Origin of the sequence: Paeniglutamicibacter cryotolerans (assembly GCF_014190875.1) — a bacterium.
Lineage (GTDB): Bacteria > Actinomycetota > Actinomycetes > Actinomycetales > Micrococcaceae > Paeniglutamicibacter > Paeniglutamicibacter cryotolerans.
The window spans coordinates 983,572-1,009,537 of record NZ_JACHVS010000002.1 but is presented as its reverse complement, the minus strand read 5'-3'; the positions used below and the strand labels follow the sequence as shown (position 1 = coordinate 1,009,537).

The window sequence follows — 25,966 nt, the reverse complement described above, 5'->3', positions numbered from 1 at the left end:
AAAAGGTTTCGGATATTTTCCGGGACCTTTTTGCCATGCCCGGGATGAATGATCCTGCGGACCAGACCGAATGCCGGATTCATTTGGCATGATGTAACAGTGACTACTGCACATGGCGCCGACCCGGGCGCGACCCCGGAGACCGCGCCGGCCGACCAGAGGGCCCTCGCGCTGCTCGCGGACGTGAGGGCCTCACTTGCCAGGATTTCGCTGCCACTGGCTGTTCCCGGCGTTGCCGAGGCCCGGCGGGCGGCTGCTGCCGCACTGGAACAGCTCGACGACTACATCCTTCCCCGCTACGCATCACTGGAGGCCCCGTTGTTGGCCGTGGTGGGAGGATCCACCGGCTCGGGGAAGTCGACCTTGGTCAATGCGCTGGTTGGACGCCCGGTCACCCGGGCCGGTGCCATCAGACCCACGACCCGCCAGCCCGTCCTGCTGCACCACCCCTCCGATGCCCGTTGGCTCACTGACGGACGCATCCTGCCCAGCCTGGCCCGCGTCACCGACCCGCCGCAACCAGGCGGTGCGCCGCTGCCCGCCGACCGCGTCGGGGCGAACCCGGACACCGGCGCCATCGGCTCGCTGATCCTGATCGCCGATTCGGAGGTCCCTGCGGGCATAGCGCTTCTGGATGCGCCGGACATCGACTCGGTGTCCGATGAGAACCGCCGCCTGGCCAACCAGCTGCTGGCGGCGGCCGACCTGTGGATCTTCGTGACCACGGCCAACCGCTACGCTGATGCCGTGCCCTGGAAGCTGCTGGCCGAGGCGGCGCGGCGCCGGATCATGGTCTCCGTGGTGCTTGATCGGATCCCCGCAGGAGTTGAGTCCGAAATCACCGCCGACCTGCGTTCAATGCTTCGATGCGAGGGACTGGGCGAGGCGCGGATTTTCGCCGTTGCCGAGGCCGAACTCGATGGATTGGACATGCTCCCCGCCACCAGCGCGATTGAGCTCAAGTCCTGGCTGGATGGACTGGCGGCCGATGCCGGGGCCCGCCGCTGCGTCGCCCGGCAGACACTCGCCGGAACAGTGGCAGGGCTGGCAGGCACGGCGGCGGCCATCAGCGAGGCCCTCTCCGGCCAGGAGGCGGCGCGCCGCGACCTGGCCAGGGTGGTCGATGCCGCCTTCGACGTCGCGGGGGAAACGATCGTTGCTGCCACCACCGACGGCACGTTGCTGCGTGGTGAGGTCCTGGCCCGATGGCAGGACTTTGTGGGAACCGGGGAATTCTTCCGGTCACTGGAAACGGGAATCGGTCGGATGCGGGACCGCATCGGCGCGTTTTTCAGCGGCAAACCCAAACCTGCAGCCACCGTGGGCGAAGCCATCGAGACCGGGCTGCACGCGGTGATCGTCGAGGCGAACGCCAATGCCTGCGAGGAAGCGGCCCGGCACTGGCGGTCCGATCCCGCTGGACGCCGCCTGCTGGAGGCCGTCGATCTGGCGGCCCCGGACGAGGGATTCGGTCCCCGTGCGGCAGCGGAAATACGTGCCTGGCAAAAGGACCTGATGGACGTCATTGCCGCCGAAGGCGCCGACAAACGCAAACATGCCCGCATGGTCTCCTTCGGCATCAACGGTGTTGCGGCGGCCCTGATGATCGTGGTCTTCGCCTCGACCGCCGGGCTCACCGGCCTGGAGGTCGGCATCGCCGGGGGTTCGGCGGTGGTCGGACAGAAGCTGCTGGAGGCGATCTTCGGAGAGGACGCGGTGCGACGACTCTCCACGCGAGCCAGGCAGTCGCTCGAAGAGCGTACGCAGGCACTGCTCGACACGGAGGCCGAGCGCTTCCGGAAGCTGCTTTTGCCGCCGCCCGGTGCGCCGACGGCGGCCGATTTCGACAGCTACTCCGGGCAGTTGGAAAAACTCTCCTCGGGGGAGCGCGCATGAGCCGGCGGCGTCGGGAAGCGCCCGACACGCCCCTGGTCCAGCGTCTCGAGGCGCTGGAAGCGGCCCATGCCCTGGGCGAGGGGCGGATCGCCGAGGTCGATGCAGATGCTGTGCTCGAATTATTGGAACGGGCTTCGACCCGGCGCTCGCTCTCCGGGGAGCACACGGTGGTCGGGTTCTTCGGTGCCACGGGCAGCGGAAAGTCCTCGCTGTTCAATGCCGTGGCCGGCGCCGAACTGGCCCGTGTCGGCGTCATACGACCCACCACCTCCGAGGCCAGGGCAGCGATCTGGGGACCGATCGGCAGCGAACCGATCCTGGACTGGCTGCGCGTGGCTCAGCGCCACGTGATTGCCGATCCGTTGCTGCTGCGCAAGGGCGGCTTCTTCGGCGGGGACCGCGAGGTCGGCGGGCTGATCCTGCTGGACCTCCCGGACTTCGACTCCACCGCCGCCGAGCACCGTGAAACGGCGCAGCGCCTGGCCGGACAGGTCGACGTGCTGGTGTGGGTGTTGGACCCGCAGAAATACGCCGACGCCGCCATCCACCGCGGTTTCATCGCGCCGCTGGCATCCCATGGCGCCGTGACGCTGGTGGCGCTGAACCAGATCGATCGGTTGCGCGATCACCAACGGCAACCGGTGCTCGACTCCCTGGCCGACATCCTTGCGGCTGACGGGCTGGACGGAGTCCGGGTCATCCCGACATCGACCACGACAGGAAACGGCATCGATGTGCTGCGTTCGACCATCGCAGCCGTGACAGCCGAACGCACTGCCTCCACCGCTCGGTTGCTGGCCGATGTGGGGGACAGCGCCGCAAGGATCGGCCGCGGTGTGGCTGATCCGCCGGTCCTGCATACGGCGCCGGGCACCGGGGCCGAGAAGCTGTTGGCCAGCGAGCTCGGCGAGGCTGCGGGCATCGGGACCGTGACGGATGCCGTGGCGAAGTCCTACCGGATGGACGCGGCGGCACGGACCGGGTGGCCGGTGACCCGTTGGCTCGGGCGGATCCGGCCGGATCCGTTGCGCCGGCTCAACCTCAAGGCTGCCGGGGTGAACCCCGAGGTCAACCGGACCTCGCTTCCGGCACCGGGCGCGGCGGCGAACGCGCGCAGGGACGCGACGGTACGTGGTTATGCCGACGCGGCGGCACGCACCGCGCCGGAGGCCTGGGCGCCGGCGATCCGCGCCGCTGCACGCTCACATGCGCGTTCGCTTCCCGGGGACCTGGACCGGGCCATCGCCGGCACCCCAATCGGTGCCGGCCGGGGATCCTGGTGGTGGCCGGTGGCCTCGGTGATCCAGTGGCTCTCGCTGCTGGCCGCCCTCGGCGGTGCCCTTTGGCTCGGCGCCTATGCCGTCGCCGGGTTCCTGCAGGTAAAGCTGCCCGACGTCCCAGCGGTTCAGGGATTCCCGGTGCCCACGCTTATGCTGGTGGGCGGCGTGCTGCTGGGAATCATGCTGGGCATCCTCACCGGATTCGCAGCACGGATTTCGGCTGCGGCGCGTGCCCGTGCGGCGCACAAGAAACTTGAAGCATCCATCGGGCTGGTAGCCCTGCAGGATATCATCCTGCCCGTGAAGGAAGAGATAGAACGCCTCAATGAGTTCCAACAGGCAGTGGCCCGTGCCCGCGGATGAGCAGTCGACCGTCGGAAAACTGGGTGAATCGGGGCTCCTGGCCCGCATCCTGCCGCGCCTGCGCGGGGCGCAGGCGCTCCTGGGCCCCGGTGACGATGCGGCAATGATCGGTGCACCCGACGGCCGATTCGTCTTCAGCGTCGACACCCTGGTCCAGGACCAGGATTTCCGGCTCACGTGGGCCTCGGGCTACTCCAGCAGCGGATACGACGTGGGCTGGAAGTCAGCAGCGCAGAACCTCTCGGACATCAATGCCATGGGGGCCGTTGCCACGGCGGCGGTGATCAGCCTGACGCTGCCCCACGAAACCCCGGTTGGCTGGGTCGAGGACCTCGCCGATGGATTCAGTGCGGCGGTGCGCGAGCTGGGAGCGATGCGCTGCGCGATCGCCGGGGGAGACCTCGGCCGTGGACGGGAAATCTCCATCACAGCCGCTGTGACCGGTGACCTGGCGGGCGCGGCGCCGCTGCTGCGCTCCGGTGCGCGTCCCGGCGACGTGGTGGCCGTCTGCGGGATCCTGGGCGCCGGCGCGGCTGGGCTCGCGCTGCTCGAATCCTCCCGGGGGCCCGGTGGCTGGAATGAACAGGAGGCGCGGCTCGTGGGCCTGCAGGCCCGTCCGCGTCCACCGCTGGCAGCGGGACCAGCTGCCGCAGCGGCCGGTGCCACGGCGATGATGGACCTCTCGGACGGGCTGGGCCGCGATGGGGCCCGGCTCGCTGCGGCCAGCGGTGTCGTCCTGGCCCTGGAATCGGCGGCGTTGGCCCCCGATGCCCTGGCCCTGGAACCGGTGGCCGGGGGCCTGGGCGTGGAGGCCCTGACGTGGGTGCTCGGCGGGGGAGAGGACCACGGGCTGCTGGCCACCTTCGGCCGGGACGTTGAATTGCCTTCCGGGTTCAGGCAAATCGGAGATGTGGTGGCAGGAACGGCCGGTGGCTGCACCATCGATGGGGCGCCGCTGGGTGCGTTCCTGGGCTACGACCACTTCGGCGGCTAGCAGCCGCGCCGATCCGCCTATTCGCTGGACTTCTTCAACGCCTCCGAGAGCGTGTTGGCCGTCTGCACGACGACCTCCTGGTGCACGCGGCCCGGCTGCCGGGAGAGTCGCTCGATGGGACCGGAGATCGACACGGCGGCAATGACCCGGCCGGAGGGCCCGCGGACGGGGGCCGAGACCGAGGCGACGCCCGGTTCGCGTTCGCCCAGGGACTGGGCCCACCCGCGCCGGCGCACACCGGCCAGGATGGTGGGGGTGAAGCGGGCGCCGGTCAGTCCGTCGAGCAGCCGCTCGTGGTCCTCCCAGGCAAGAAGCACCTGGGCGGCGGAGCCGGCCTTCATGGAGAGCTGGGTTCCGACGGGGATGGTGTCGCGCAGGCCCACGGGCCGTTCGGCGGAGGCGACGCAGACGCGGAAGTCGCCTTGGCGGCGGAAGACCTGGGTGCTTTCGCCCGTGGCGTCGCGCAGGGCGATGAGCAGCGGTGCAGCTGCGGCGATGAGCCGGTCCTCCCCGGCCGCGGAGGCTAGTTCGACCAGGCGGCTGCCGAGCACGAAGCGGCCGTGGATGTCCTTGCCGACCAGCCGGTGGTGGGCAAGCGCCTGCGCCAGCCGGTGCACCGTGGGCCGTGAAATGCCGGTGGCAGCCACGAGCTGAGCCAATGTCGTGGGTCCGGCCTCGAGTGCGTTGAGCACGAGGGCCGCCTTGTCGATCACGCCGACTCCGCTTGAAGTGTCCATACTATGATATTGCCGTCTCATTATTTGAGATGCAAGTCTGCGTGTTGGATATTACGCCCGCCTCGGTGGTTTGCTTGAGGCAAGAGGATGTCTACCCAAGGAGGGAGTCGGTTATGGCCGCTCATCAGGCAGCGCAAACGTTGGCCGAAAAGGTATGGGGTGCACACGTGGTGCGCCAGGGCGAGGGCTCCGGAGAGGCGCGCCAGCCCGACCTGATCTACATCGACCTGCACTTGGTGCATGAAGTCACCTCGCCGCAGGCGTTCGAGGGCCTGCGCTTGGCCGGTCGCGGGCTGCGCCGCCCCGACCTCACCATCGCCACCGAGGACCACAACACCCCCACGCTGGACATCGACAAGCCGATTGCCGACCTGACCAGCCGTACGCAGATCGAAACCCTGCGCAAGAACTGCGCCGAGTTCGGCGTGCGCCTGCACTCCCTGGGCGACAAGGAACAGGGCATCGTCCACGTGGTCGGCCCGCAGCTGGGTCTGACCCAGCCGGGCATGACGGTGGTCTGCGGCGACTCCCACACCTCCACCCATGGAGCCTTTGGTGCCCTGGCTTTCGGCATCGGCACCTCCGAGGTCGAGCACGTCATGGCCACCCAGTCGCTCTCGCTGAAGCCCTTCAAGACCATGGCCATCAATGTCGAGGGCGCGCTGAAGCCCGGCGTCAGTGCCAAGGACATCATCCTGGCGGTCATCGCCAAGATCGGTACCGGCGGCGGCCAGGGCTATGTGCTCGAATACCGCGGTTCGGCGATCCGCGCGCTGTCGATGGAGGCGCGCATGACCATCTGCAACATGTCCATCGAGGCTGGCGCCCGCGCCGGCATGGTGGCCCCGGACCAGATCACCTTCGACTACCTGCAGGGCCGTCCGCACGCGCCCCGGGGTTCCGACTGGGATGCCGCCCTCACCGACTGGAAGGCGCTGCACACCGATGCGGATGCCGTCTTCGACGCCGAGGTCTACCTCGACGCCGATAAGCTGGAGCCGTTCGTCACCTGGGGCACCAACCCGGGCCAGGGTGTCTCGCTCTCGGAGAAGGTCCCCTCGCCCCAGGACTTCGATGACGAGAATGCCCGCGCGGCCTGCGAACGCGCGCTGGAGTACATGGGCCTGAGCGCCGGTACCCCGATGAAGGACATCCGCGTCGACACGGTCTTCCTGGGTTCCTGTACCAATAGCCGCATGGAAGACCTGCGCGCCGCAGCTGCCATCATCAAGGGCCGCGAAAAGGACCCGGCAATCCGCATGATCGTGGTTCCGGGCTCCGCCCGCGTCCGCCTCGAGGCCGAGGCCGAGGGCCTGGATAAGGTCTTCAAGGACTTCGGTGCCGAGTGGCGCTTTGCCGGCTGCTCGATGTGCCTGGGCATGAACCCGGACCAGCTGGCCGAGCGCGAACGCTGTGCCTCGACCTCGAACCGCAACTTCGAGGGACGCCAGGGCAAGGGTGGACGCACCCACCTGGTCTCCCCGCAGGTCGCTGCCGCCACTGCGGTGCGCGGCACGCTCTCTTCCCCGTCCGACCTGTCCATTCCCGTAGCAGTCTAAGGATCACCGCCATGGAGAAATTCACCAGCCACACGGGAACCGGCGTTCCCCTGCGCCAGAGCAACATCGATACCGACCAGATCATCCCCGCCGTATACCTGAAGCGGATCACCCGCACCGGGTTCGAGGACGCACTGTTCGCCGGATGGCGCAAGGACCCCTCGTTCATCCTGAACACCGAACCGTTCAGCACCGGCTCGGTGCTGGTCGCAGGACCGGACTTCGGCACCGGCTCCTCGCGCGAGCACGCCGTCTGGGCGCTGAAGGACTACGGCTTCAAGGCCGTGCTCTCCTCGCGCTTCGCCGACATCTTCCGCGGCAACTCCGGCAAGCAGGGACTGGTCGCCGCCGAGGTGGCGCAGTCCGACATCGAGCTGATCTGGAAGGAGATCGAAAACCACCCGGGCACGCAGGTCACCGTGGACTTGACCTCACGCACCGTCACCTGCGGTTCGATCATCGCCCCGTTCCAGATCGACGACTACACCCGCTGGCGCCTGCTGGAGGGCCTGGATGACATCGGCCTGACCCTGAAGCATGAGGGCGACATCACCGAATTCGAGGCGCACCGGCCTGGGTACAAGCCGCTGACGCTGCCGGTACGCGACTAGCGCGTGAGCAGAACCACGCCATCGGCGTGTTGACCGGGCCACGGCCCGCCGCGACGCCGGTTCCGGGCCTTGAGCCCGGGGCCGGCGGGAGCGCCGCGGCCTTCGTCGAAGGCGGGATCCGGCCTCCGCCAATGGCGGGGGCTGTATGCTTACTAGGTCTAACCCCCGGAACCCGGGGCCAATACAAGCGGTGAGGTTCATAAGTTCATGGGCAAAGTCCTAACGATTCATGGCGGCGTTCCGCTCAAGGGCAAAGTGACAGTTCGAGGTGCGAAAAACCTCGTGCCCAAGGCCATGGTCGCGGCGCTGCTCGGCGATTCCCCCTCGGTGCTGCGCAACGTGCCCGAGATCAAGGATGTCGCGGTCGTGACCAGCCTGCTCAAGATCCACGGTGTGCTCGTGTCCAAGGACGAGGCCACCGGTGACCTGACCCTGGATCCGACCGCTGCAAAGACGGCGCCGTCGAACGAAATCGACGCCCATGCCGGTGACTCCCGCATCCCGATCCTCTTCTGCGGTCCGCTGATCCACAGCATCGGCGAGGCCTTCATTCCCGATCTGGGCGGCTGCCGCATCGGCGACCGCCCGATCGACTACCACCTGAACGTGCTGCGCCAGTTTGGAGCGATCGTCGACAAGCGCCCCGGTGGCATTGCCATTTCGGCTCCCGAGGGCCTGAAGGGCGCGAAGGTCTCACTGCCCTACCCGAGCGTCGGTGCCACCGAACAGGTGCTGCTCACCGCCGTCCGCGCCGCGGGCACCACCGAACTCGTCGGTGCCGCCGTGGAGCCTGAAATCCTTGACTTGATTGCGCTGCTGCAGAAGATGGGCGCGATCATCGTCGTCCAGAACGACCGCACCATCCGCATCGAGGGCGTCCCCACGCTCAAGGGCTACAACCACAAGGCCCTGCCGGACCGCAACGAGTCGGCCTCCTGGGCCTCTGCCGCCCTGGTCACCAAGGGCGACATCTTCGTCGAGGGTGCGGTCCAGCGCGACCTTACCGCGTTCCTGAACACCTACCGCAAGATCGGCGGCGAGTTCGAGGTCACCGACGACGGCATCCGCTTCTTCCACCCTGGCGGGCCGCTGAACCCGCTGGTGCTGGAGACCGACGTCCACCCGGGCTTCATGACCGACTGGCAGCAGCCGCTGGTCGTGGCGCTGACCCAGGCCGACGGCGTGTCGATCGTGCATGAAACCGTCTACGAGAACCGGTTCGGCTTCACCGATGCCCTGGTCACCATGGGCGCCTCGGTGCAGCTGCACCGCGAATGCCTCGGTGCCATCCCGTGCCGGTTCGGCCAGCGCAACTTCCAGCACTCGGCGATCATCTCCGGACCCGTGAAGCTCAAGGGCGCGGACATCGACGTGCCGGACCTGCGCGGCGGCTTCTCGCACTTGATCGCCGCCCTCGCGGCGGAGGGGACCAGCCACGTGACGGGCATCGAGCTGATCAACCGCGGCTACGAGAAGTTCATGGAGAAGCTGATCGGCCTGGGCGCCCGGGTCGAACTCGCCGAGCTGGCCAAAACCGCCTAGGACCCAGATGACCAAGGAAACAGCGGGAACCCGGTTCGCCTTTGCCCTGGCGGCCGGCGTGGTGCGGCCCATCATGAACGTGCTCCTGGGCCGCACCTGGCAGGGCTTCGACACGTTGCCCGCCGGCGGCGTGATCGTGTGCCCGAACCATGTGACGGAGATTGATCCGCTGGTGGTCGGCCACGCGGTCTACTCCAACGGGCGCTACCCGCGTTACCTGGCCAAGGAATCGCTTTTCACGGTGCCCGTGCTCGGAGCCGTGCTGCGCGGCACCCGGCAGATCCCGGTGGAGCGTTCCTCCGCCGGGGCCAGCCGCTCGCTGGTCGCGGCCCGCGAGGCGCTCGACGCGAACGGGGTCATCATCATCTACCCCGAGGGCACGCTGACCCGGGATCCGGAGCTCTGGCCCATGCGCGGGCATACCGGCGCGGCGCGACTTGCCCTGCAGACCGGTGCCCCCGTGGTGCCGATGGCCCATTGGGGTGCCCAGGAACTGCTGCCGCGCTATGCCAAGAAACTCCACCCGTTCCCGCGCAAGCGGGTCACGGTCAAAGTCGGATCCCCGGTGGACCTCGAGGACCTGCGCGGCGGACCCCTGACCCGCAGCGTGCTCGATGAGGCAACCGGCCGGATCATCGCGGCGCTCACCGCCGAGATGGCCCTGCTGCGCGGGCAACAGCCCCCGGCCGAGGTGTGGGATCCGGCCAAGCACGGACAATCCGGACAGGGAAGGGACTTCGAGTCCGGTAAGAATAAGAATCAATCCAAACAGGCCGGCAACGGCGAAGATAAACCAGGAGACAACTAGATGAGGCCAGCGCCTAAGAAGATCGCGGTATTGGGTGCTGGAAGTTGGGGCACCACCTTCGCCAAGGTGATGGCCGATGCCGGCGCCCCGCACGGGACCGGCATCCAGCTTTGGGCCAGGCGTGCCGAGGTGGCTACGGAAATCAACACCCGCCATACGAACACCCGCTACCTGCGTGACACCCTGCTGCCGGGAAACATCACCGCCTCCGCGGACCTGGCGCAGGTGCTCGGCGGAGCCCAGATCGTGGTGCTCGCCGTCCCCGCCCAGTCGCTGCGCGAACAGCTGCGTGCCTGCCGGGAGCTGATCCCGGCCGATGCGGTGCTTGTCTCGCTGATGAAGGGCCTGGAACGCGGAACCGACATGCGCATGAGCGAGGTCATCGCCCAGGAGCTCGGCGCCGATCCGGCATCCATCGCCGTGCTCTCCGGGCCGAACCTCGCCATGGAGATCGCCCGCTGCCAGCCCACCGCCTCCGTGGTGGCCTGCAGCGACGAGGACACTGCCGCCTGGATCGCGCAGGCCTGCTCGGCCAGCTACTTCCGTCCCTACACGAATTGCGATGTCATCGGCGTGGAGCTCGGAGGCATCGTCAAGAACATCATCGCCCTGGCCGTGGGCATTTGCGACGGCATGGGCATGGGAGACAACACCAAGTCGTCGGTGATCACCCGCGGCCTGGCCGAAACCACCCGGCTGGCCCTGGCCCTGGGCGGCAAGCTGGAGACGCTCTCGGGCCTCGCCGGGCTCGGGGACCTCGTGGCAACCTGCTCGTCCTCGCTCTCGCGCAACAACACGGCAGGCCGACTGCTCGGCCAGGGCCTGACCCTGCACGAGGTCAACGAGCGCATGACGCAGACGGCCGAGGGGATCAAATCGGCCCGTGCGGTCCTCGACCTGGCCCAGGCCCGCGGCGTCGAGGTGCCCATTGCCGAGGCCGTGGTCATGGTGCTCGAGGGCGCGCTGAGCGTGGAGAACATGGCAGCACGGCTCCTGGGCCGGGAATTGAAATCTGAAGGAGAAACCAAGTGAGCGATACCGCCACCAGCAAACCCCGCATCGTCCTGCTCTTCGGCGGCCGCTCCTCCGAACACCCGGTCAGCTGCGTGACGGCAGCCGGCGTCATGCAGGCGATCGACCGCGACAAGTACGAGGTGGTGCCCGTGGGCATCACCCGCACGGGGGAGTGGACCCTGGTTGGCGCCGATCCGGCTGCCTGGTCGCTGCGTTCCGGCGCCGCACCGGAGGTCGCGCGCGGAGAGGAGCTGCTGCGCATCTCGGCCGAGGCCGGAACGGCAGAACTGCTCTCCAGCAACGCCGATCACGCGGTACGCAGCCTGGGCTCCGTGGACCTGGTCTTCCCGCTGCTGCACGGCCCGTTCGGCGAGGACGGATCACTCCAAGGCATGCTCGAACTGGCCGATGTCCCCTATGTGGGCTCCGGCATCGCCGCCAGCGCCATCGGCATGGACAAGCACTTCATGAAGGTCGTCTTCGAGGCGGCCGGCTTCGAGGTCGGCCCCTACGTGGTGATCACCGACAAGCAATGGCAGCGCGACCGCGCGGCCGCACTGGCTTCGGCCGCGCACCTGGCCTACCCGCTGTTCGTGAAGCCGGCCCGGGCCGGCTCATCGGTGGGCATCAGCATGGTCCAGGATCCGGCCGGGCTGGAGGCGGCCATCGAAGCCGCTCGGATCCACGACCCCAAGGTGGTCATCGAATCCGGGATCGTCGGCCGCGAAATCGAATGCGGCGTGCTCGAGGGCCGCGGCGCGCTGCCCGCACGTTCATCGCTGCCCGGTGAGATCGCGGTGGCCGAGGGTGGCCATGGCTTCTACGACTTCGAGGCCAAGTACGTCGACGGGAATGCCGCGCAGCTCAGCTGCCCGGCCGCCCTGCCCGAGGATGCCATCGCGGAATTGCGCGAACTCGCCGTGAGGGCGTTCGACGCGGTGAACGCCGAGGGCCTGTCGCGGGTCGACTTCTTCTACACCCCGGACGGCCGCTGGGTGATCAATGAGATCAACACCATGCCCGGCTTCACGCCCTCGAGCATGTACCCGCACATGTGGGAGCAGACGGGCATCGGTTACGCGGAACTGATCGACGAGCTGATCTGGCTCGGACTGAACCGCAAGACCGGCCTGCGCTAGAAACGCCAGCAAGCGGCCCCGGGCCGCCTTGGAACCGGCAGTGCATCCAGGGCATGCCCGGGGTTTTCGTGCGGCACGAGGACTTCCGGGGTGCCTCGTCCCTGCCGTGTCGATGCCGCATGGCTCGCGTGAGGGACGCAGGTGCCATTGGCGTGGCGGCCAGTGACCGGTCAGGGAACGTCTACCGTCTTTTCCACGTTGGAGCACTGGCGCTGGGCGGGGATCTTGGCTGCGGCGCCGGAAAGGGTTGCCAGCACGGTGCTGGAGGGGATCTGCTGCGGGTCGAAGAGCAGCTCGGTGGCAGGCGTCCGCCCGTAGGTGGTCAGCGTCCACGTCCTTTCACCGTCCTTGGCCAATTTACCCTCCTTGGCCAGCCAGTCGACCCCGTTGACGCTCACGCAGGGATCGCTCGAGGGTGCCGGGGGCACTACGCCGCAGCGCAGCACCAGCTGGGAGGGTTCGCCCCAGACGGCTGTGGCCTGGCTGTTTGTCTTGCGCAGCGCCTGCCCGGAGATCTCCTGCGGGAGCTGCACCATCATCTGCGCACAGAGCGGGTTCGCCGCGTCGTCGGCCGGTTGAACCGTGGCGATGGGCGCGCAGGCGGTCATGGACAGCAGCGCCGCGGCCAGCGCGGCGATCGCCACGGGGCGGGCGAATCGGGGCCGGATTCGCGGGTCGGTACTTCCGGATTCTTCGGGGGAGACGTTCTCGTCGATCAATCTTGGCACTTAAACAGCTTACCGGTCGTCCTACATGACTAGGATGTGTAAGGCATGTCGAACAACGAAGAGGAATTCATGAGCTACGAGGGCTACCAGGGCTACGAGCAAGAAGAGCAGTATGAGGACGAACCGAAGAAGCGTCGTCCCGTGAGGATGATCATCTTCGGGGCCATCGCCCTGGTGCTCATTGCCGCTTTGGCCGCCGGCGGCTACCTCTTCTCGTTGGCTCGTTCCTTCGACGGACAGTCGCAGAAGATCCATGATGCCTTCCCGGCCGAGGAAAACCGTCCGCAGTCGACCGGCGCCGTGAACATCCTGCTGCTGGGCAACGACACCCGGGCAGCCAATGCCCCGGGGGAGAACCTGGCGAGCATCCCCAACGGCGGACGCTCGGACACCATGATGCTCGTGCACATTCCGAAGAACCGCAAGGGCGTCTACGTCACCTCGATCATGCGTGACACCTGGCTGAACATCCCGGGCAAGGGCGAGCATAAGATCAACGCCGCCTTCGCCCTCGGCGGCGTGCCGTTGGCGGTGCAGACCCTCGAGGAACTGCTCGGAACCAGGATCGACCACGTGGCGTCCATCGACTTCGAGAGCTTCAAGGGGCTGACCGATGCGCTCGGCGGCGTGATGATCGACAACCCGATTCCGTTCAACTCCGATCAGCTCCACGGGCAGCACTTTGCCAAGGGTCCGCAGCTGATGGACGGCAAGGAGGCGCTGGCCTTCGTGCGTGAACGCCATGCGTTCAAGGACGGCGACTACCAGCGCGTGCGCAACCAGCAGCAGTTCATCAAGTCGGTGCTCGGTGAGCTGCTGGCCAAGGACACGCTGTTGAACCCGGGCCGGATTTCCGACGTGGTCTCCGAGATTTCCCCGTACATCGCCGTGGACGATTCGCTGGATGCGCTGAAGATCGGCCAGATCGCCGCCTCCATGGGCGGCGTGCGCCCCGGCTCCATGCACTTCTTCACGCTTCCCACCAAGGGCACCGGCCGCTCGCCCGACGGTGTACAGTCCATCGTGGTTCCCGACATGAACGCCATCGATGACATGGCCAAGGCCCTGAAGAATGACAACATGGCGGCGTTCCTCAAGAGCCACGACCTCTAACAAGGATTGGTGCCTCAGCCCCGATGAGTTTGAAGATCCATACGAATGCGGAAGCGATGGCCCAGTGGCTTGAGCGGTGTGTCAAGGCGCTGGGCAACCACAGCGACCGCCTCAACGCCATCAACATCTTCCCCGTTGCGGACGGTGATACCGGTAGCAACCTGTATCTGACGGCCCGCACCGCGCAGGATGCGGTATCGCGTTGGGAAACCAACGACGTGGGCGAACTGCTGACCCTGGCGTCGCGAGCCGCCATGGAATCTGCCCGCGGCAACTCCGGGACCCTGCTGGCGGTCTTCCTGGCCGGCTTTGCCGAGCCGTTGATGGGCCACGAGCGCCTCGGTGCGGCGGTCCTGGCCCAGGCCCTGGAACGGGCCAAGGTCAGGGCCTGGTCGGCTCTCAGCGAGCCGGTGCCCGGCACCATGCTCTCGGTCTTTGCCGCAGCTGCCCAGGCGGCGGCACGGGTCGCCCGTGCCCCGGGCTCGGATATCTCCTCCAAGGCCGCGCTGATCGAGGTGCTCGAGGCGGTCCGCATCGCCTCGCGCGCCGCGGTTATCTCCACCGAGGCCCTGCTCGACCCGCTCACCCGCGCCAAAGTGGTCGATGCCGGGGCGGTGGGCATGCTGATCATGCTCGACGAGCTCCACGCGGTGGTAACGGGCACAGTGGTCGATGCCGACGCGTATTCCGGGCTGCACGGCTATGGCATCCAGGACCCGCACATCCACGCCACGGCCTTGCCGGTGGAGGGCGTCGAAGTCATGTGCACCATCACGCTCGATCCGCTCGAGGCCGCCACCCTGCGCGGCCAGCTCGACGCGGTGGGCGACTCGGTGATCATGAGCCCGGTCAACCCCACGGAAAACGGCTACCGCTGGCGGGTCCACGTGCACACCCCGGTCGCCGAGCATGCGCTGGAGGTCATTCGGAAACACGGCTCACCGGTCAACATATCGGTCACGGACCTCTGCTCGCACGATGGCTGAACAGTTTGACATCACCCCCGAAACCCCGCTCGAGCGGGTCATCGGTGCGGCCTCGGCGCGCAAGGTCGAGCAGGCCTTCGGCTACACCCTGTGCGGTGAGATGCTCGGGCACTACCCGCGCCGGTACCTGGACGTCGGGGAACTCTCGCATATCGCCTCGCTGCCGTTCGGCGAGGAGGTGACCATCGTCGCCGAGGTCGAATCGGTCAGCGAAAGGCGCATGCACAGCCGCCGCGGCTTCCTCATTGAAGTCGTCGTCAAGGACGCGCTGGGACCCGAACAGGGCCGGATCCGGATGACCTTCTTCAACGGCTACGACGCGCGCAAGCAGCTTGTTCCCGGCACCGTTGCGATGTTCAACGGCAAGGTCGGGCATTTCCAGCAGCACCTCGAACTGGCCCAACCGGACTTTTCGGTGCTCGAACAGGCGCAGGACGCCGACCCGAAACCGATCCCGATCTACCCGGCAACGGCGAAGCTGCCGAACAAGAAGATCCGCGACGTGCTGGAGATCCTGCTTGACGGGGTCACCGAGGCAGGCTTCCCCGAAATGATTCCCGGCGCCGTGCTCAAGCGCCACGGCCTGCTGGGACGGTGCGAGGCGCTGCGGACCATCCACCGTCCGGCGCAGGTCCCGGACGCGATGCGGGCACGGCACCGCTTCGTCTTCGAGGAGGCGCTGCACCTGCAGTTGGCCCTGGTCGCGCGCCGGGCCTACCGGCATGAACAGGAGGCGGTGAACCGGCAGGGGAGACCCGATGGCCTGCTTGCCCGCTTCGATGAGCAGCTCCCGTTCGAGCTCACCGACGGGCAGCTGCTCGCCGGCAGGGAGATCGCCGATGACCTGGTCCGCGGCTACCCGATGAACCGGCTGCTGCAGGGTGAGGTCGGCTCCGGCAAGACCTTCGTGGCGGTACGCGCCATGCTGCAGGTCATCGACTCCGGTGGACAGGCGGCTCTGCTGGCCCCGACGGAGGTCCTGGCCCAGCAGCACTACCATTCGATCCGCCGTGCCCTGGGCCCGATGGCCGAGCCGGGGATGCTCGGCTCGGCGGAACAGGGCACCCGGGTGGACCTGCTCACCGGGTCGATGACCGCCTCGAAGAAGAAGGAAGTGCTGCTGCGTGCGGCCAGCGGCGAGACCGGGATCCTGGTGGGCACCCATGCGCTGCTCTCGGACACGGTGTCCTTCGCCGACCTCGGGCTGATAGTGGTCGACGAGCAGCACCGCTTCGGCGTCGAGCAGCGCGACGTGCTGCGCAACAAGGCGCTGAACCCGCCGCACATGCTCGTGATGACGGCAACGCCGATCCCGCGCACCGTGGCCATGACGGTGTTCGGCGACCTGGAGGTCAGCCTGATGCGCGGGCTCCCGTTCGGGCGGGCGCCGATCACCACCCACCTGGTCCCGCTGAATGATGAGCGCTTCAGGTCCCGGATGTTCGGGCTGATGCGAGAGGTCGTCTCCCACGGCCACCAGGTCTACGTGGTGTGCCCGCGCATCACCGAGGTGGCCCTGGAAGAGGATGCCGAGCTGCTGGACCCCGACGCCGAACCACCGGTGACCGGCAGGAAGCCGGCGCCCAAGAGCGATAAGCCTCCCTCGATGACGGTCGAGAAGATGCTCGAGTTGCTCAAGGGCAATTCGGCCTTCGACGGGGTGGGCATCGGGGTGCTCCACGGCAAGCTGCCGGCCGATGCCAAACGCGCGGCCATGGTGGACTTCGAACAGGCGCGGACGCAGATCCTGGTGTCCACGACGGTGATCGAGGTCGGCGTGGATGTTCCCAACGCCACGCTGATGGTCGTGGTGGATGCCGATTCGTTCGGGATTTCCCAGCTGCACCAGCTGCGTGGGCGCATCGGTCGTGGCCAGAACGCCGGAACCTGCCTGCTGGCCAGCTGGCTGCCGACGGACCACCCCTCGATGGCCAGGCTCAATGCCGTCCAGTCGACCACCGACGGGTTCGAGCTGGCCGAGGCGGACCTGGAGGAACGCCGGGAGGGAGACATCCTGGGCGCGAGCCAGTCGGGCAGCAAATCGACGTTGCGGCTGCTGCGCGTGATGAAACACGCAAAGACCATTGCCAAGGCCCGCGCCGAGGCCGAATCCCTGATCGCCGGGGACCGGGAACTGAGCAGGTATCCCGCGCTGGCCCGCTCGGTCGGCGAATGGGTGGACGAAGACATGCAGGCATTTTTGGAAAGAGGCTAGCGGAATGACCCGAATCATTGCAGGGGCATTGGGCGGACAGACGCTCACATCCGTGCCCGGAGACGCCACGCGTCCCACCACGGACCGGGTCAAGGAGGCGCTCTTTTCTCGGCTCGAAAGCTACGATGCACTCCAGGGCGCCCGCGTCCTTGACCTTTTCGCCGGGTCCGGTTCGCTGGGCGCCGAGGCGGCGAGCCGCGGCGCACGCAGCGTGCTGCTGGTGGAACTGGCACCCAAGGCCGCTGCCGTGTGCCAGCTCAATGCGACCGGTGTGAACAAGGGCCTGAAGGCGGAGGTCGTATCAGTGCGCAAGGGCAGCGTCGATGCGGTGCTCGAGTCGTTCGCCCCGGTGCCCGGCGGAAGCCGGGGCCGCAGCTGGGACCTGGTCTTCATGGACCCGCCGTACCCGCTGACAGAGGACCAGCTGGCCGAGTCGCTGAAGCGGCTGTCCCTGCTGCTGGAGCAGGGGGCCACCGTCGTCGTGGAGCGTTCCTCCCGCTCGGCCGAACCGGCATGGCCCGAAACCATGGTCCGGTTCGCCGAGAAGAAGTACGGGGAAACGCGGCTATGGTTTGCCGAACCGGTCGAGATCGGCGCCGACTAGCACGGTGCCCGGGTGCGGACCGAGGCTGGCCAGCCGGGCCAGCGCATCGGCCGGCCAGGATGCGTTGGTGCCCATCAGGATCATGTTGCCCGGGTAGCGCCGGCTGAACAGCTCGGGCGCCGCGGCGGAGCTCACCTGGGCAAAGACCTCGGAGACCGCACTGATTTGCGCATCGGCGAAGGTCAGTGGGGGATCGTCTCCCACATTGATCAGCACAATGCCCGCAGGATCAAGGAGCGCCGCCATCTCGGCGTAGAAATCGGGCCCGGTCAGGTGGTCCGGCGCATCCCAGCCGCTGAAGATGTCCAGCACGATCACGTCGAACACCTCGGTGGCCAGTTTGCCGCCGAGCACGCCGCGGGCATCGCCGATGAGCACCTGGCAGTCCGTGCCCGGGGCCAGCGGCAGCGCGTCAAGGACGAAGCCGAGCAGCTCGCGTTCGGAATCCACAGCCACCTGGTGGCTGCCCGGTCGGGTGGCCTGGATGTAGCGGGCCAGCGTCAGTGCGCCGGCGCCCAGGTGCAGGACGCGCAGCGGCGTCCCCGGCTCGGCGAACACGTCAATGTGGTTGGCCAACCGGCGCAGGTATTCATAGAAGATCTCCCCGGGGTGCTCGAGGTTCACATGGGATTGCTCGGCATCGCCGATGGACAGGACCCAGGCCCCTTCGACGAACGAGTCAGGTTCGAGCGTTGCGTGGGAACCGAACCCGGAGAGCCAACGCTTCATGGGCTTGGCCATCTCAGGCACCCACCAGGTCGCTGAGCCGCGACAACCGGCGCGAGGCCTCGATCAGGACGTCTTCGCGCTTGCAGAAGGCAAAGCGCATCAGTGAGCGGGTACGGTCCGCTCCCTCCGGGTGGCAGAAGACCGAAAGCGGGATTCCGGCGACGCCGATCAGTTCCGGCATGGAGCGGGCCAGCACCGCCGCGTCAGTGAAGCCCAGTGGTGCCACGTCGGCGACGATGAAGTAGGTTCCCCGTGGCCGGTAGACGGTCATCCCGGCTTGGTCCAGGCCCGTGGCAAGGATTTCACCGCGGGCGCCGAGATCGGCGGCAAAGCCGGTGAAGAAACCGGTCGGCAGGCGCAGTGCTGCTGCGACCGCTGGTTGGAAGGCCGGACCGGAGCTGTAGCTCAGGAATTGCTTGACGGTGCGCAGCGCGGCGACCAGATGCGCCGGGCCGGTAGCCCAGCCGACCTTCCATCCGGTGAAGGAGAAGGTCTTGCCGGCCGAGGACAGGGTCAGCGTCCGGTCACCGGCGCCCTCCAGCGTGGAAACCGGGATGTGCTCGACGCCGAAGGTCAGGTGCTCGTACACCTCGTCGGAGAGGATCAGCGCATCGTGCTTGATGGCCAGCGCAACGATATGCTCGAGCACCTCGCGGCCGAAGACGGCGCCGGTCGGGTTGTGCGGGTTGTTCAGGATGATCATCCGGGTCCTGTCCGACACGACGGAGGACAACTGCTCCGGGTCGGGCTGGAAGTCCGGCGCCAACAGCGGGACGGTGCGGTGTACGCCGCCGGACAGGGCGATGGTCGCACCATAGGAGTCGTAGAACGGCTCGAAGGTCACGACCTCGTCTCCGGAAGAGACGAAGGCCAGCACGGCTGCCGCTATGCCTTCGGTGGCCCCGGTGGTGATCACCACCTCGGTGTCCGGGTCGAGGACCTGCCCGTGGAAGCGGGCCTGGTGCTCGGCGACCGCCGTGCGCAGGTCGGGGCTGCCCGACCCCGGGGCGTACTGGTTCAGTCCGTCGGAGATGGCCTGTTTGGCGATCTCGGCAATGGCAGCGGGGCCCTCGGTATCGGGGAAGCCCTGGCCCAGGTTGATGGCCCCATGGCGGTTGGCCAGGGTGGTGATCTCCTCGAAGATCGTGACGCCCAATTGGTTGTCTGCTGACAGGAGATTGGCGCCGGCGGCCGTGCGTTGCCACGGAGAAAGGATAGACATGCACCAAGTATCCCAAGCCCGGGTGTCCGGCAGGCGCATTATCGGTGTCCCGTTCGACACGAATTTGCCTTCGAGGTGCTGGAACGCCGCCGTTCGTCCCGGATGTTGATAGATTGCGAAGCATGCGTCGCGCCGTCTGCCCCGGATCCTTTGACCCCATTCACAATGGCCATGTGGAAATCATCGCCCGTGCCAGTAACCTCTTCGACGAGGTGATCGTTGCCGTGTCGACCAACTACTCGAAGGCGTACCGCTTCGCGGAGGAGGAGCGCCTGGCCATGGTCCGCGAGACGGTCAGCGGACTGCGCGGAATCAGTGTGGAGCCGATGGGTGGCGGCCTCTTGGCCGACTTCTGCCGATCCCACGGCGCCGATGCCATCGTGAAGGGACTGCGCTCAACCATCGACTACCAGTACGAGGCGCCGATGGCTGCCATGAACAGGCATTTGACGGGCGTGGAAACCGTGTACCTCACGGCGGACAGTCGTTATTCCCATTTGTCATCCAGCCTGCTCAAGGAAGTCCAGGCGCTGGGTGGAGACGTGGCGGACTACCTTCCGCGCAGCGTGATGAAAAGACTTGAATATAAAGGCTGAAAAACCGAAAGAAGTCGAACGATCGGGTTTTCTCAAGTAAAGTCACATTCATGATTCAGAACAAACGCGTCACAAAGGCCGTGATTCCCGCCGCCGGCCTCGGAACCCGCTTCCTTCCGGCCACCAAGGCCATGCCGAAGGAAATGCTCCCCGTGGTCGACCAGCCGGCCATCCAGTACGTCGTGCAGGAAGCCGCGAAGGCGGGTCTCGATGACATCCTGATGATTACCGGACGCAACAAGCGTGCGCTCGAGGACCACTTTGACCGCGTGCCTACCCTCGAAGCGACGCTTGAGGCAAAGGGTGATCTGGAAAAGCTGCAGCGGATTCAGGAAGCCACGGATATCGGCGACATGCATTACATCCGACAAGGCGATCCCAAGGGCCTGGGGCACGCTGTCCTGTGTGCCAAGCGGCACGTTGGAAACGAGCCCTTTGCCGTCTTACTCGGCGACGACCTGATCGATGCGCGCGATGTCCTGCTCGAGACGATGATCGACGTGCAGGCAAAGACCGGCGGATCGGTCATTGCCGTCATGGAAGTCGACCCGCAACAGATCAGCGCCTACGGTTGTGCCGATGTCACTGCCATCGAAGGCGAGGACTATGTTGCAGTCCGCGCGCTGGTGGAAAAGCCGAACGTCGAAGAAGCCCCGTCGAACCTGGCTGTCATCGGACGCTATGTCTTGTCCCCGGCAGTGTTCGAGGTGCTTGAACGCACGGCTCCGGGCCGGGGCGGGGAAATCCAGCTCACCGATGCGCTGCAGGAACTTGCCACGATGGAGGGCCCGGGCGGGGGAGTTCATGCCGTGGTTTTCCGCGGTCGCCGCTATGATACCGGGGATAAACTCAGCTACATCCAGGCTGTCATTACGCTCGCTGCCGAGCGCGAAGACCTCGGACCAGACCTTGTTCCCTGGCTGAAGGAATTTGTCTCAGGTCTTTAATGCCAGTGTGAAAAGCCCAGCTTTCACACAGCATGAGAAGTTATGGTGGAGCGTCATGTGCCCTGCGCATGACGCTCAACGACCTTGTTTGAGCGTCAGTAATAGTCTGGCGGTTTTGGAGACCCTGATTGACTAAGAACCTCGAATTTGGCGACGGCTACATGCCGCGCCGCTTGACGCGCCCCAAACGCAACCGCGTCAGGACCATCATTATCGTGGCACTGGTCATGGTGCTGGCCGCCGGGCTGACCTCCGGGGGATATGTCCTGAATCTGGCCAACACCTTCAATAAGCAGACCCAGCAGTTGACGAACGCCTTCCCCGAAGAGGAGACCCGACCCGTCAAGGACCCCTCGGACGGGTCGATCAACATGTTGCTCATGGGTATCGACAGTGGCACTGGCAAGCAGGCTCCCACCGAACTGCTGTCCCACGGCGGTACCGGGCAGCGTTCGGACTCCCTGATGTTCGTCCATATCCCGGGGGATCGATCGGGAGTCTATGTCATGTCGATCGTTCGTGACATGTGGACCGAAATCCCCGGACACGGAATGAACAAGATCAACGCAGCCATGTCGTTCGGAGGCGTGCCGCTGGTTGTCCAGACCGTCGAGGGCCTCTTCGATACCAAGATCGACCACGTGGCCTTGATCGACTTCCAGGGATTCCGGGATCTGAGTACCGCCCTGGGCGGGGTCACGGTGAAGAACGAGATCCCATTTACGGCAAACGACACGGATTACTTCTATCCGGTCGGAGATCTCACTCTCGAGGGTGACAGGGCCCTGCGGTTCGTCCGTGAACGCAAGTCCTTCGTCAACGGCGACTACCAGCGGGTCCAAAACCAGCAGAAATTCATCAAGGCAGTCATTGCCAAGATGCTCGCTGCCGATACGTTGACGAATCCCACCAAGATCTTCGAGGTCATCGACAAGGTGTCGCCGTATCTCACGCTGGACAGCGGCCTTGATGCCTCTGCGGCTGCGGGAATCGGCTTGCAGCTCAAGGGATTGCGGCCCAAGGACGTGAAAATGTTCACGCTACCCACCCTGGGTAGCGGGAAATCCGCCGACGGCCAATCCATAGAACTGAAGGACTCGGCGGCCATAGATGCCATCGGAAAGGCCATGCGGACCGATTCGCTGACCAAGTACCTGGCAGATAACCCGCCGAAATAATTGGCCATAGGATTTAATGATCGGTGGCGCCCGCGGAAGGGGTCGCAGGTCGGATCAACTAGAATCAACTGGGCCCCAGGATCCTCTGGGCCGGTCTCAATAGCAATTAATGAGGTACAGCCTGACATGAGTGCTGCGGAATATGCGGCGCGCAACAACCTAGCAAGGGTTGGTGCGCGTCCGCCGCTAATGACCTACCTGAGGCAGGCCTGGGAACGTCGCGATTTCGCTTATGAGCTCGCGCGCAGCCGTGTTCAGGCGATGAATGAACGAAACCGCCTCGGCATGTTGTGGATCGTGCTTAAGCCGACGATGAATGCGCTCATGTACGGGTTCATTTTCGGTGTGCTGCAGGGCGGCCGCAGGCCCGAGGACTTCCCGGTCTTCGTAGTCATCGGCGTTTTCCTCTTTGAGTTCTTCAGCGCCAGCATGACTGATGGGGCGAGGGCCATCACCGGAAACTCGGCATTGGTCCAGTCCCTGAGTTTTCCCAGGATCACCCTGCCGATCTCCACAGTGCTCAAGCAATTCATGATGCTGGTGCCCATGCTCGGTGTGATGGCGGTCTACTGCATGATCCTGGGGACCATGCCGCGCTGGTCCTGGTTGCTGATCATTCCGCTGGTAGCTATCTTCTCCGTTTTCAATACGGGGATTGCCTTGATTTGTGCACGGCTCACGGTCCACGTCCGTGACCTCACACAGCTTCTACCCCTGGTCAACCGCATGCTCTTCTACACGTCCGGTGTGTTGTTCAGTGTGGATCGCGTCCTGAACGCGTTTCCTGGACTCGTGGTCATCTTCGACTACCACCCGATCTACCAGACGCTGTCGATTGCCCGCGGAGTCATGATGGATGGAGCCGAGTATGCCTATCCGCCGATCTATTGGCTATCGCTGTCGATCATCGCGATCGTGACACTCATTGCCGGTGTCGTTTTCTTCTGGAAGGCTGAGGAGCGGTATGGCCGTGCAAACTGATTTCGACGACATCATCAACCCCAAGCTCTACCCCCGCCATGAGCCTCTTCAGATAGGCGAGGCAGGGAACTCGAATGAAACGGCACCGACCAGCGAATCGGTCGAAGCCGTTGGCTCCGGTACCCGCAAGCCCGTCGTGGTGGTCGATGACCTGCACGTCAAATACCAGATTTTTGCCGGTGGGAAGGCGGCCGGTGCCGCTGCCGGCCGGCAGCTCCTGACCAAGGCCCGCGGATTGCGTGAAGTGCATGCCATCAAGGGTGTTTCATTCGTTGCCTATGAGAATGAGTCAATCGGGGTCATCGGCTCCAACGGCTCGGGCAAGTCAACCCTCATGCGGAGCATCGTGGGGCTCACGCCTCCGAGCTCCGGATCCGTGTATGCCTCGTCCAGGCCGAACTTGTTGGGCGTTGGCGCGGCCCTGATCCCGGATCTGTCCGGAGATAAGAACATCATGCTCGGTGGCCTGGCCCTGGGGTATTCACGCAAGGAAGTGCTGGAAATGCGGAAGGAGATCATTGCGTTCTCCGAACTCGAGGAATTCATTGATCTGCCCATGCGCACCTATTCATCCGGCATGTCGGCACGGTTGAAATTTGCGATTGCCGCATCGAAGCAACACGAGATTCTTATCGTCGACGAGGCGCTTGCTGTAGGCGATGCCCGATTCCGCAAACGCAGCGAGGCCAAAATTCGTTCGATCAAGGATAACGCAGGAACCGTCTTCCTTGTCTCGCACTCCATGAACTCGATCCTCGATACCTGTGAGCGCGTTATCTGGATCAACAAGGGCGTTCTGCAGATGGACGGCGACGCGCGATCCGTGGTCAAGGAATACAAAGCTTCGAGGCTGAATAAATGACGCTTGTCGAACCATCTCCCGGAGTTTCATACGTTATGCCGGTCCTGAACGAAGAACCCTATTTGAGGGCCGCAGTTCAGAGCGTATTGGCACAGGAATATCAGGGATCCAAGGAAATAGTGCTGGCCGTGGGTCCTTCTACCGACGGTACCGAGGAGCTCGTTGCGCAGCTTTGTGCGGAAGACTCTCGGATTAAGGCGGTTCCCAACCCCCAGGGTCGGACGCCGATCGGCCTGAATCTTGCTATCCGCGCCTCGTCCCACGAGGTGGTCATCCGGGTTGATGCCCACAGTGAATTGGAACCGGACTACACGTCACGCGGAGTGCAGACGCTCCTGCGCACCGGCGCACACGACGTCGGTGGCCTGATGGATGCCCGTGGTCGGAGCCCGTTCCAGCGGGCCGTGGCAGCCGCCTACCATTCCCCCCTAGGGCTTGGTGGAGCCGCCTACCATAGCAGTGCTCCCGAAGGCCCCGCCGAATCCGCATACCTTGGCATCTTCCAGCGGAGCGTATTCGACGAGGTCGGTTACTTCGATGAGACGCTGTGGCGCGGACAGGACTGGGAAATGTGCCTGCGTATTCGCCAGGCCGGACTCACCGTGTGGTTCGACCCCGAACTGCGCACCGGATACTTCCCACGGGAGAGCTTCAGGAAGCTCTCTGCGCAGTCGTACGCATCTGGAGTGTGGCGGGGTGAGCTGGCCAAGCGGTACTCCGAGGGAAAATCGATGAGGCACCAGCTTCCGCCACTGATGGTGGCCGGGACGACCCTGGGCCTTGCAGCACTTCTCATCGACGCACTGCTAGGGAAATCCATTCCGACGGTTCCGCGAAGGCTCATGAAACTGGCCAAGCTCGCACCCGTTGCCTATGTGGGGTTGTTGGCCGTGGCCATAGCTAAGACAAATGAAGGTCCGGCGCGTGAACGACTCCTGCTTCTTGGTGTGCTGCCGAGCATCCATTTCCCCTGGGCCTTTGGATTTGTCAAGGGCAGGGTCCGCGGAGCAAATGGAACGCTCGATAAGGGAAGGGTGCGTTAGTGACCACCGGGCATGAACGGCCTGCACGTCCGACGCTTGAACAGCTTCGTGTCGTGTGCCAACCGCCGGAGGTCCGTGCACGGCGCAATGCCGAGCATTGGACAGCTGAGCTCTACCTGCGCCATATTTCCATCTACCTGACCGCAGTGCTCGTGCGGACCCGCATCTCGGCCAACGGCGTGACGGGTCTGATGATCCTCGCCGGCTGGCTAATGTCGGCAGCGCTCCTGATCCCAGGTATCTGGGGCCCCCTTCTTGCCGTTGTCCTGTCGCAGGTTCAGCTCTACTTCGACTGCAGCGACGGCGAAGTCGCACGTTGGCGGAACTCGCAGTCTCCCCGTGGCATCTTCATCGACATGGTGGGGCATCACACCACTGAGGCGCTGTTGCCCATAGCCCTGGGCTACCGGGTGTTTATTGAACTGCAGGAACAGTCTTCGCCCCATGCCTGGCCGATGCTCTCCCTCGCCGCAGTCGTTTCGGTACTGTTGGTCCTGAACAGGTCGCTGAGCCTCATGGTCCACGCTGCTCGAGGCATAGCAGGGTTGCCGAAGCTTCCTGACACGGCCGAGGCCCGGGCCGTGCCCCCGACTGGTTTTGTGGGAAAGCTCCGCTCGGCGGCACGCTTCCTCCCGTTTCACAGGATGCTTCACGCGGTGGAGCTGAGCATGCTCATCCTGTTGATGTCGATCCTGTCGGCGCTTATTGGGACACCAGGGGTGGCCGAAGCATGGATGCTAATCGTGCTGCTTCCGGCAACCCTGCTGGTCAATGTGGGACACTTTGTTGCCTGCATGGCATCGGCCAGGCTCAGGTAGC

The 25,966-nt window shown here is 65.5% G+C and carries 24 protein-coding genes; 20 read left to right on the top strand and 4 right to left on the bottom strand.

Translation table 11 applies throughout. The features are described 5' to 3' along the window. Nucleotides 1-48 precede the first annotated feature (48 nt). The 3 genes from E9229_RS17775 to thiL are packed head-to-tail and all read left to right on the top strand — an operon-like array spanning nucleotide 49 to nucleotide 4,533. On the top strand, nucleotides 49-1,896 hold the full coding sequence (locus E9229_RS17775) for a dynamin family protein (protein ID WP_183512995.1): 1,848 nt from the start codon (nucleotides 49-51) through the stop codon (nucleotides 1,894-1,896). Continuing rightward, on the top strand, nucleotides 1,893-3,539 hold the full coding sequence (locus E9229_RS17770) for a GTPase family protein (protein WP_183512993.1): 1,647 nt from the start codon (nucleotides 1,893-1,895) through the stop codon (nucleotides 3,537-3,539). The genes E9229_RS17775 and E9229_RS17770 overlap by 4 nt, the downstream gene beginning before the upstream one ends. Continuing rightward, nucleotides 3,502-4,533, top strand: a complete 1,032-nt coding sequence (gene thiL / locus E9229_RS17765) for a thiamine-phosphate kinase (protein ID WP_183512992.1) — start codon at nucleotides 3,502-3,504, stop codon at nucleotides 4,531-4,533. The genes E9229_RS17770 and thiL overlap by 38 nt, the downstream gene beginning before the upstream one ends. Before the next feature lie 17 nt (nucleotides 4,534-4,550). Here the strand turns inward: thiL and E9229_RS17760 are convergent, their stop codons facing one another. After that, complete coding sequence (locus tag E9229_RS17760; protein WP_183512991.1) at nucleotides 4,551-5,270, bottom strand: IclR family transcriptional regulator; 720 nt, start codon at nucleotides 5,268-5,270, stop codon at nucleotides 4,551-4,553. A gap of 113 nt (nucleotides 5,271-5,383) precedes the next feature. On the opposite strand from E9229_RS17760, the gene leuC reads away from it, so the two are divergent. From leuC to E9229_RS17730, 6 genes are all read left to right on the top strand, one after another. Further along, complete coding sequence (leuC, locus tag E9229_RS17755) at nucleotides 5,384-6,829, top strand: 3-isopropylmalate dehydratase large subunit (RefSeq protein ID WP_183512990.1); 1,446 nt, start codon at nucleotides 5,384-5,386, stop codon at nucleotides 6,827-6,829. A gap of 11 nt (nucleotides 6,830-6,840) precedes the next feature. After that, the gene (gene leuD, locus E9229_RS17750; RefSeq protein WP_183512989.1) at nucleotides 6,841-7,440 is read left to right on the top strand and encodes a 3-isopropylmalate dehydratase small subunit; all 600 of its coding nucleotides are present in this window, start codon (nucleotides 6,841-6,843) and stop codon (nucleotides 7,438-7,440) included. 207 nt (nucleotides 7,441-7,647) lie between these two features. Beyond that, nucleotides 7,648-8,982: a UDP-N-acetylglucosamine 1-carboxyvinyltransferase gene (murA, locus tag E9229_RS17745; protein ID WP_183512988.1), complete on the top strand. Its 1,335-nt coding sequence runs from the start codon at nucleotides 7,648-7,650 to the stop codon at nucleotides 8,980-8,982. Nucleotides 8,983-8,989: 7 nt separating this feature from the next. Further along, nucleotides 8,990-9,790, top strand: a complete 801-nt coding sequence (locus E9229_RS17740; protein ID WP_183512986.1) for a lysophospholipid acyltransferase family protein — start codon at nucleotides 8,990-8,992, stop codon at nucleotides 9,788-9,790. After that, nucleotides 9,791-10,822 carry an NAD(P)H-dependent glycerol-3-phosphate dehydrogenase gene (locus E9229_RS17735; RefSeq protein ID WP_183512985.1) on the top strand — a complete coding sequence of 344 codons (1,032 nt, stop codon included), beginning with the start codon at nucleotides 9,791-9,793 and terminating at the stop codon, nucleotides 10,820-10,822. Beyond that, nucleotides 10,819-11,943 carry a D-alanine--D-alanine ligase family protein gene (locus tag E9229_RS17730; protein WP_183512984.1) on the top strand — a complete coding sequence of 375 codons (1,125 nt, stop codon included), beginning with the start codon at nucleotides 10,819-10,821 and terminating at the stop codon, nucleotides 11,941-11,943. The genes E9229_RS17735 and E9229_RS17730 overlap by 4 nt, the downstream gene beginning before the upstream one ends. A 170-nt stretch (nucleotides 11,944-12,113) precedes the next feature. Here E9229_RS17730 and E9229_RS17725 read toward each other — a convergent pair whose 3' ends face one another. Continuing rightward, on the bottom strand, nucleotides 12,114-12,611 hold the full coding sequence (locus tag E9229_RS17725) for a DUF3515 domain-containing protein (protein WP_312855755.1): 498 nt from the start codon (nucleotides 12,609-12,611) through the stop codon (nucleotides 12,114-12,116). Nucleotides 12,612-12,716: 105 nt separating this feature from the next. On the opposite strand from E9229_RS17725, the gene E9229_RS17720 reads away from it, so the two are divergent. From E9229_RS17720 to rsmD, 4 genes are read left to right on the top strand one after another with little or no spacing between them, the layout of a single operon-like run. Continuing rightward, nucleotides 12,717-13,784: an LCP family protein gene (locus E9229_RS17720; RefSeq protein WP_246380847.1), complete on the top strand. Its 1,068-nt coding sequence runs from the start codon at nucleotides 12,717-12,719 to the stop codon at nucleotides 13,782-13,784. 23 nt (nucleotides 13,785-13,807) lie between these two features. After that, complete coding sequence (locus tag E9229_RS17715) at nucleotides 13,808-14,770, top strand: DAK2 domain-containing protein (RefSeq protein WP_246380846.1); 963 nt, start codon at nucleotides 13,808-13,810, stop codon at nucleotides 14,768-14,770. Beyond that, the gene (locus E9229_RS17710) at nucleotides 14,763-16,985 is read left to right on the top strand and encodes an ATP-dependent DNA helicase RecG (protein ID WP_183512983.1); all 2,223 of its coding nucleotides are present in this window, start codon (nucleotides 14,763-14,765) and stop codon (nucleotides 16,983-16,985) included. The genes E9229_RS17715 and E9229_RS17710 overlap by 8 nt, the downstream gene beginning before the upstream one ends. Before the next feature lie 4 nt (nucleotides 16,986-16,989). Continuing rightward, nucleotides 16,990-17,589: a 16S rRNA (guanine(966)-N(2))-methyltransferase RsmD gene (gene rsmD, locus E9229_RS17705; protein ID WP_183512981.1), complete on the top strand. Its 600-nt coding sequence runs from the start codon at nucleotides 16,990-16,992 to the stop codon at nucleotides 17,587-17,589. Here rsmD and E9229_RS17700 read toward each other — a convergent pair. Both E9229_RS17700 and E9229_RS17695 read right to left on the bottom strand, forming a co-directional pair. Then, nucleotides 17,551-18,330, bottom strand: a complete 780-nt coding sequence (locus E9229_RS17700) for a spermidine synthase (protein WP_183512980.1) — start codon at nucleotides 18,328-18,330, stop codon at nucleotides 17,551-17,553. The two genes, rsmD and E9229_RS17700, sit on opposite strands and share 39 nt — an antisense overlap. Before the next feature lies 1 nt (nucleotide 18,331). Then, the gene (locus tag E9229_RS17695; RefSeq protein ID WP_183512979.1) at nucleotides 18,332-19,540 is read right to left on the bottom strand and encodes an aminotransferase class I/II-fold pyridoxal phosphate-dependent enzyme; all 1,209 of its coding nucleotides are present in this window, start codon (nucleotides 19,538-19,540) and stop codon (nucleotides 18,332-18,334) included. Between the two features lie 122 nt (nucleotides 19,541-19,662). Here E9229_RS17695 and coaD point away from each other — a divergent pair, with 122 nt between their 5' ends. The 7 genes from coaD (at nucleotide 19,663) to E9229_RS17660 (ending at nucleotide 25,965) form a co-directional block, all read left to right on the top strand. Next, nucleotides 19,663-20,136 (top strand): pantetheine-phosphate adenylyltransferase, encoded by a 474-nt coding sequence (coaD, locus tag E9229_RS17690; protein WP_183512978.1) that lies wholly within the window; start codon nucleotides 19,663-19,665, stop codon nucleotides 20,134-20,136. Nucleotides 20,137-20,186: 50 nt separating this feature from the next. Continuing rightward, nucleotides 20,187-21,083 carry a UTP--glucose-1-phosphate uridylyltransferase GalU gene (gene galU, locus E9229_RS17685; RefSeq protein WP_183512977.1) on the top strand — a complete coding sequence of 299 codons (897 nt, stop codon included), beginning with the start codon at nucleotides 20,187-20,189 and terminating at the stop codon, nucleotides 21,081-21,083. 128 nt (nucleotides 21,084-21,211) lie between these two features. Then, nucleotides 21,212-22,261, top strand: a complete 1,050-nt coding sequence (locus tag E9229_RS17680; RefSeq protein ID WP_246380845.1) for an LCP family protein — start codon at nucleotides 21,212-21,214, stop codon at nucleotides 22,259-22,261. Nucleotides 22,262-22,387: 126 nt separating this feature from the next. Further along, nucleotides 22,388-23,242 (top strand): ABC transporter permease, encoded by an 855-nt coding sequence (locus E9229_RS17675; protein ID WP_183512975.1) that lies wholly within the window; start codon nucleotides 22,388-22,390, stop codon nucleotides 23,240-23,242. Further along, complete coding sequence (locus tag E9229_RS17670; RefSeq protein ID WP_183512974.1) at nucleotides 23,226-24,104, top strand: ABC transporter ATP-binding protein; 879 nt, start codon at nucleotides 23,226-23,228, stop codon at nucleotides 24,102-24,104. Before E9229_RS17675 ends, E9229_RS17670 begins: the two co-directional genes overlap by 17 nt. Next, nucleotides 24,101-25,147 carry a glycosyltransferase family 2 protein gene (locus E9229_RS17665; protein ID WP_183512973.1) on the top strand — a complete coding sequence of 349 codons (1,047 nt, stop codon included), beginning with the start codon at nucleotides 24,101-24,103 and terminating at the stop codon, nucleotides 25,145-25,147. Before E9229_RS17670 ends, E9229_RS17665 begins: the two co-directional genes overlap by 4 nt. Then, the gene (locus E9229_RS17660) at nucleotides 25,147-25,965 is read left to right on the top strand and encodes a CDP-alcohol phosphatidyltransferase family protein (protein WP_183512971.1); all 819 of its coding nucleotides are present in this window, start codon (nucleotides 25,147-25,149) and stop codon (nucleotides 25,963-25,965) included. Before E9229_RS17665 ends, E9229_RS17660 begins: the two co-directional genes overlap by 1 nt. Nucleotide 25,966 lies beyond the last annotated feature (1 nt).

Excerpts from the sequence above, each read along its gene's own strand:
- E9229_RS17775 (WP_183512995.1), top strand. The coding sequence starts at position 49 with ATGATCCTGCGGACCAGACCGAATGCCGGATTCATTTGGCATGATGTA.
- E9229_RS17770 (WP_183512993.1), top strand. The coding sequence starts at position 1,893 with ATGAGCCGGCGGCGTCGGGAAGCGCCCGACACGCCCCTGGTCCAGCGT.
- thiL (WP_183512992.1), top strand. The coding sequence starts at position 3,502 with ATGAGTTCCAACAGGCAGTGGCCCGTGCCCGCGGATGAGCAGTCGACC.
- E9229_RS17760 (WP_183512991.1), bottom strand. The coding sequence starts at position 5,270 with ATGGACACTTCAAGCGGAGTCGGCGTGATCGACAAGGCGGCCCTCGTG.
- leuC (WP_183512990.1), top strand. The coding sequence starts at position 5,384 with ATGGCCGCTCATCAGGCAGCGCAAACGTTGGCCGAAAAGGTATGGGGT.
- leuD (WP_183512989.1), top strand. The coding sequence starts at position 6,841 with ATGGAGAAATTCACCAGCCACACGGGAACCGGCGTTCCCCTGCGCCAG.
- murA (WP_183512988.1), top strand. The coding sequence starts at position 7,648 with ATGGGCAAAGTCCTAACGATTCATGGCGGCGTTCCGCTCAAGGGCAAA.
- E9229_RS17740 (WP_183512986.1), top strand. The coding sequence starts at position 8,990 with ATGACCAAGGAAACAGCGGGAACCCGGTTCGCCTTTGCCCTGGCGGCC.
- E9229_RS17735 (WP_183512985.1), top strand. The coding sequence starts at position 9,791 with ATGAGGCCAGCGCCTAAGAAGATCGCGGTATTGGGTGCTGGAAGTTGG.
- E9229_RS17720 (WP_246380847.1), top strand. The coding sequence starts at position 12,717 with ATGTCGAACAACGAAGAGGAATTCATGAGCTACGAGGGCTACCAGGGC.
- E9229_RS17715 (WP_246380846.1), top strand. The coding sequence starts at position 13,808 with ATGAGTTTGAAGATCCATACGAATGCGGAAGCGATGGCCCAGTGGCTT.
- E9229_RS17710 (WP_183512983.1), top strand. The coding sequence starts at position 14,763 with ATGGCTGAACAGTTTGACATCACCCCCGAAACCCCGCTCGAGCGGGTC.
- rsmD (WP_183512981.1), top strand. The coding sequence starts at position 16,990 with ATGACCCGAATCATTGCAGGGGCATTGGGCGGACAGACGCTCACATCC.
- E9229_RS17700 (WP_183512980.1), bottom strand. The coding sequence starts at position 18,330 with ATGGCCAAGCCCATGAAGCGTTGGCTCTCCGGGTTCGGTTCCCACGCA.
- E9229_RS17695 (WP_183512979.1), bottom strand. The coding sequence starts at position 19,540 with ATGTCTATCCTTTCTCCGTGGCAACGCACGGCCGCCGGCGCCAATCTC.
- coaD (WP_183512978.1), top strand. The coding sequence starts at position 19,663 with ATGCGTCGCGCCGTCTGCCCCGGATCCTTTGACCCCATTCACAATGGC.
- galU (WP_183512977.1), top strand. The coding sequence starts at position 20,187 with ATGATTCAGAACAAACGCGTCACAAAGGCCGTGATTCCCGCCGCCGGC.
- E9229_RS17675 (WP_183512975.1), top strand. The coding sequence starts at position 22,388 with ATGAGTGCTGCGGAATATGCGGCGCGCAACAACCTAGCAAGGGTTGGT.
- E9229_RS17670 (WP_183512974.1), top strand. The coding sequence starts at position 23,226 with ATGGCCGTGCAAACTGATTTCGACGACATCATCAACCCCAAGCTCTAC.
- E9229_RS17665 (WP_183512973.1), top strand. The coding sequence starts at position 24,101 with ATGACGCTTGTCGAACCATCTCCCGGAGTTTCATACGTTATGCCGGTC.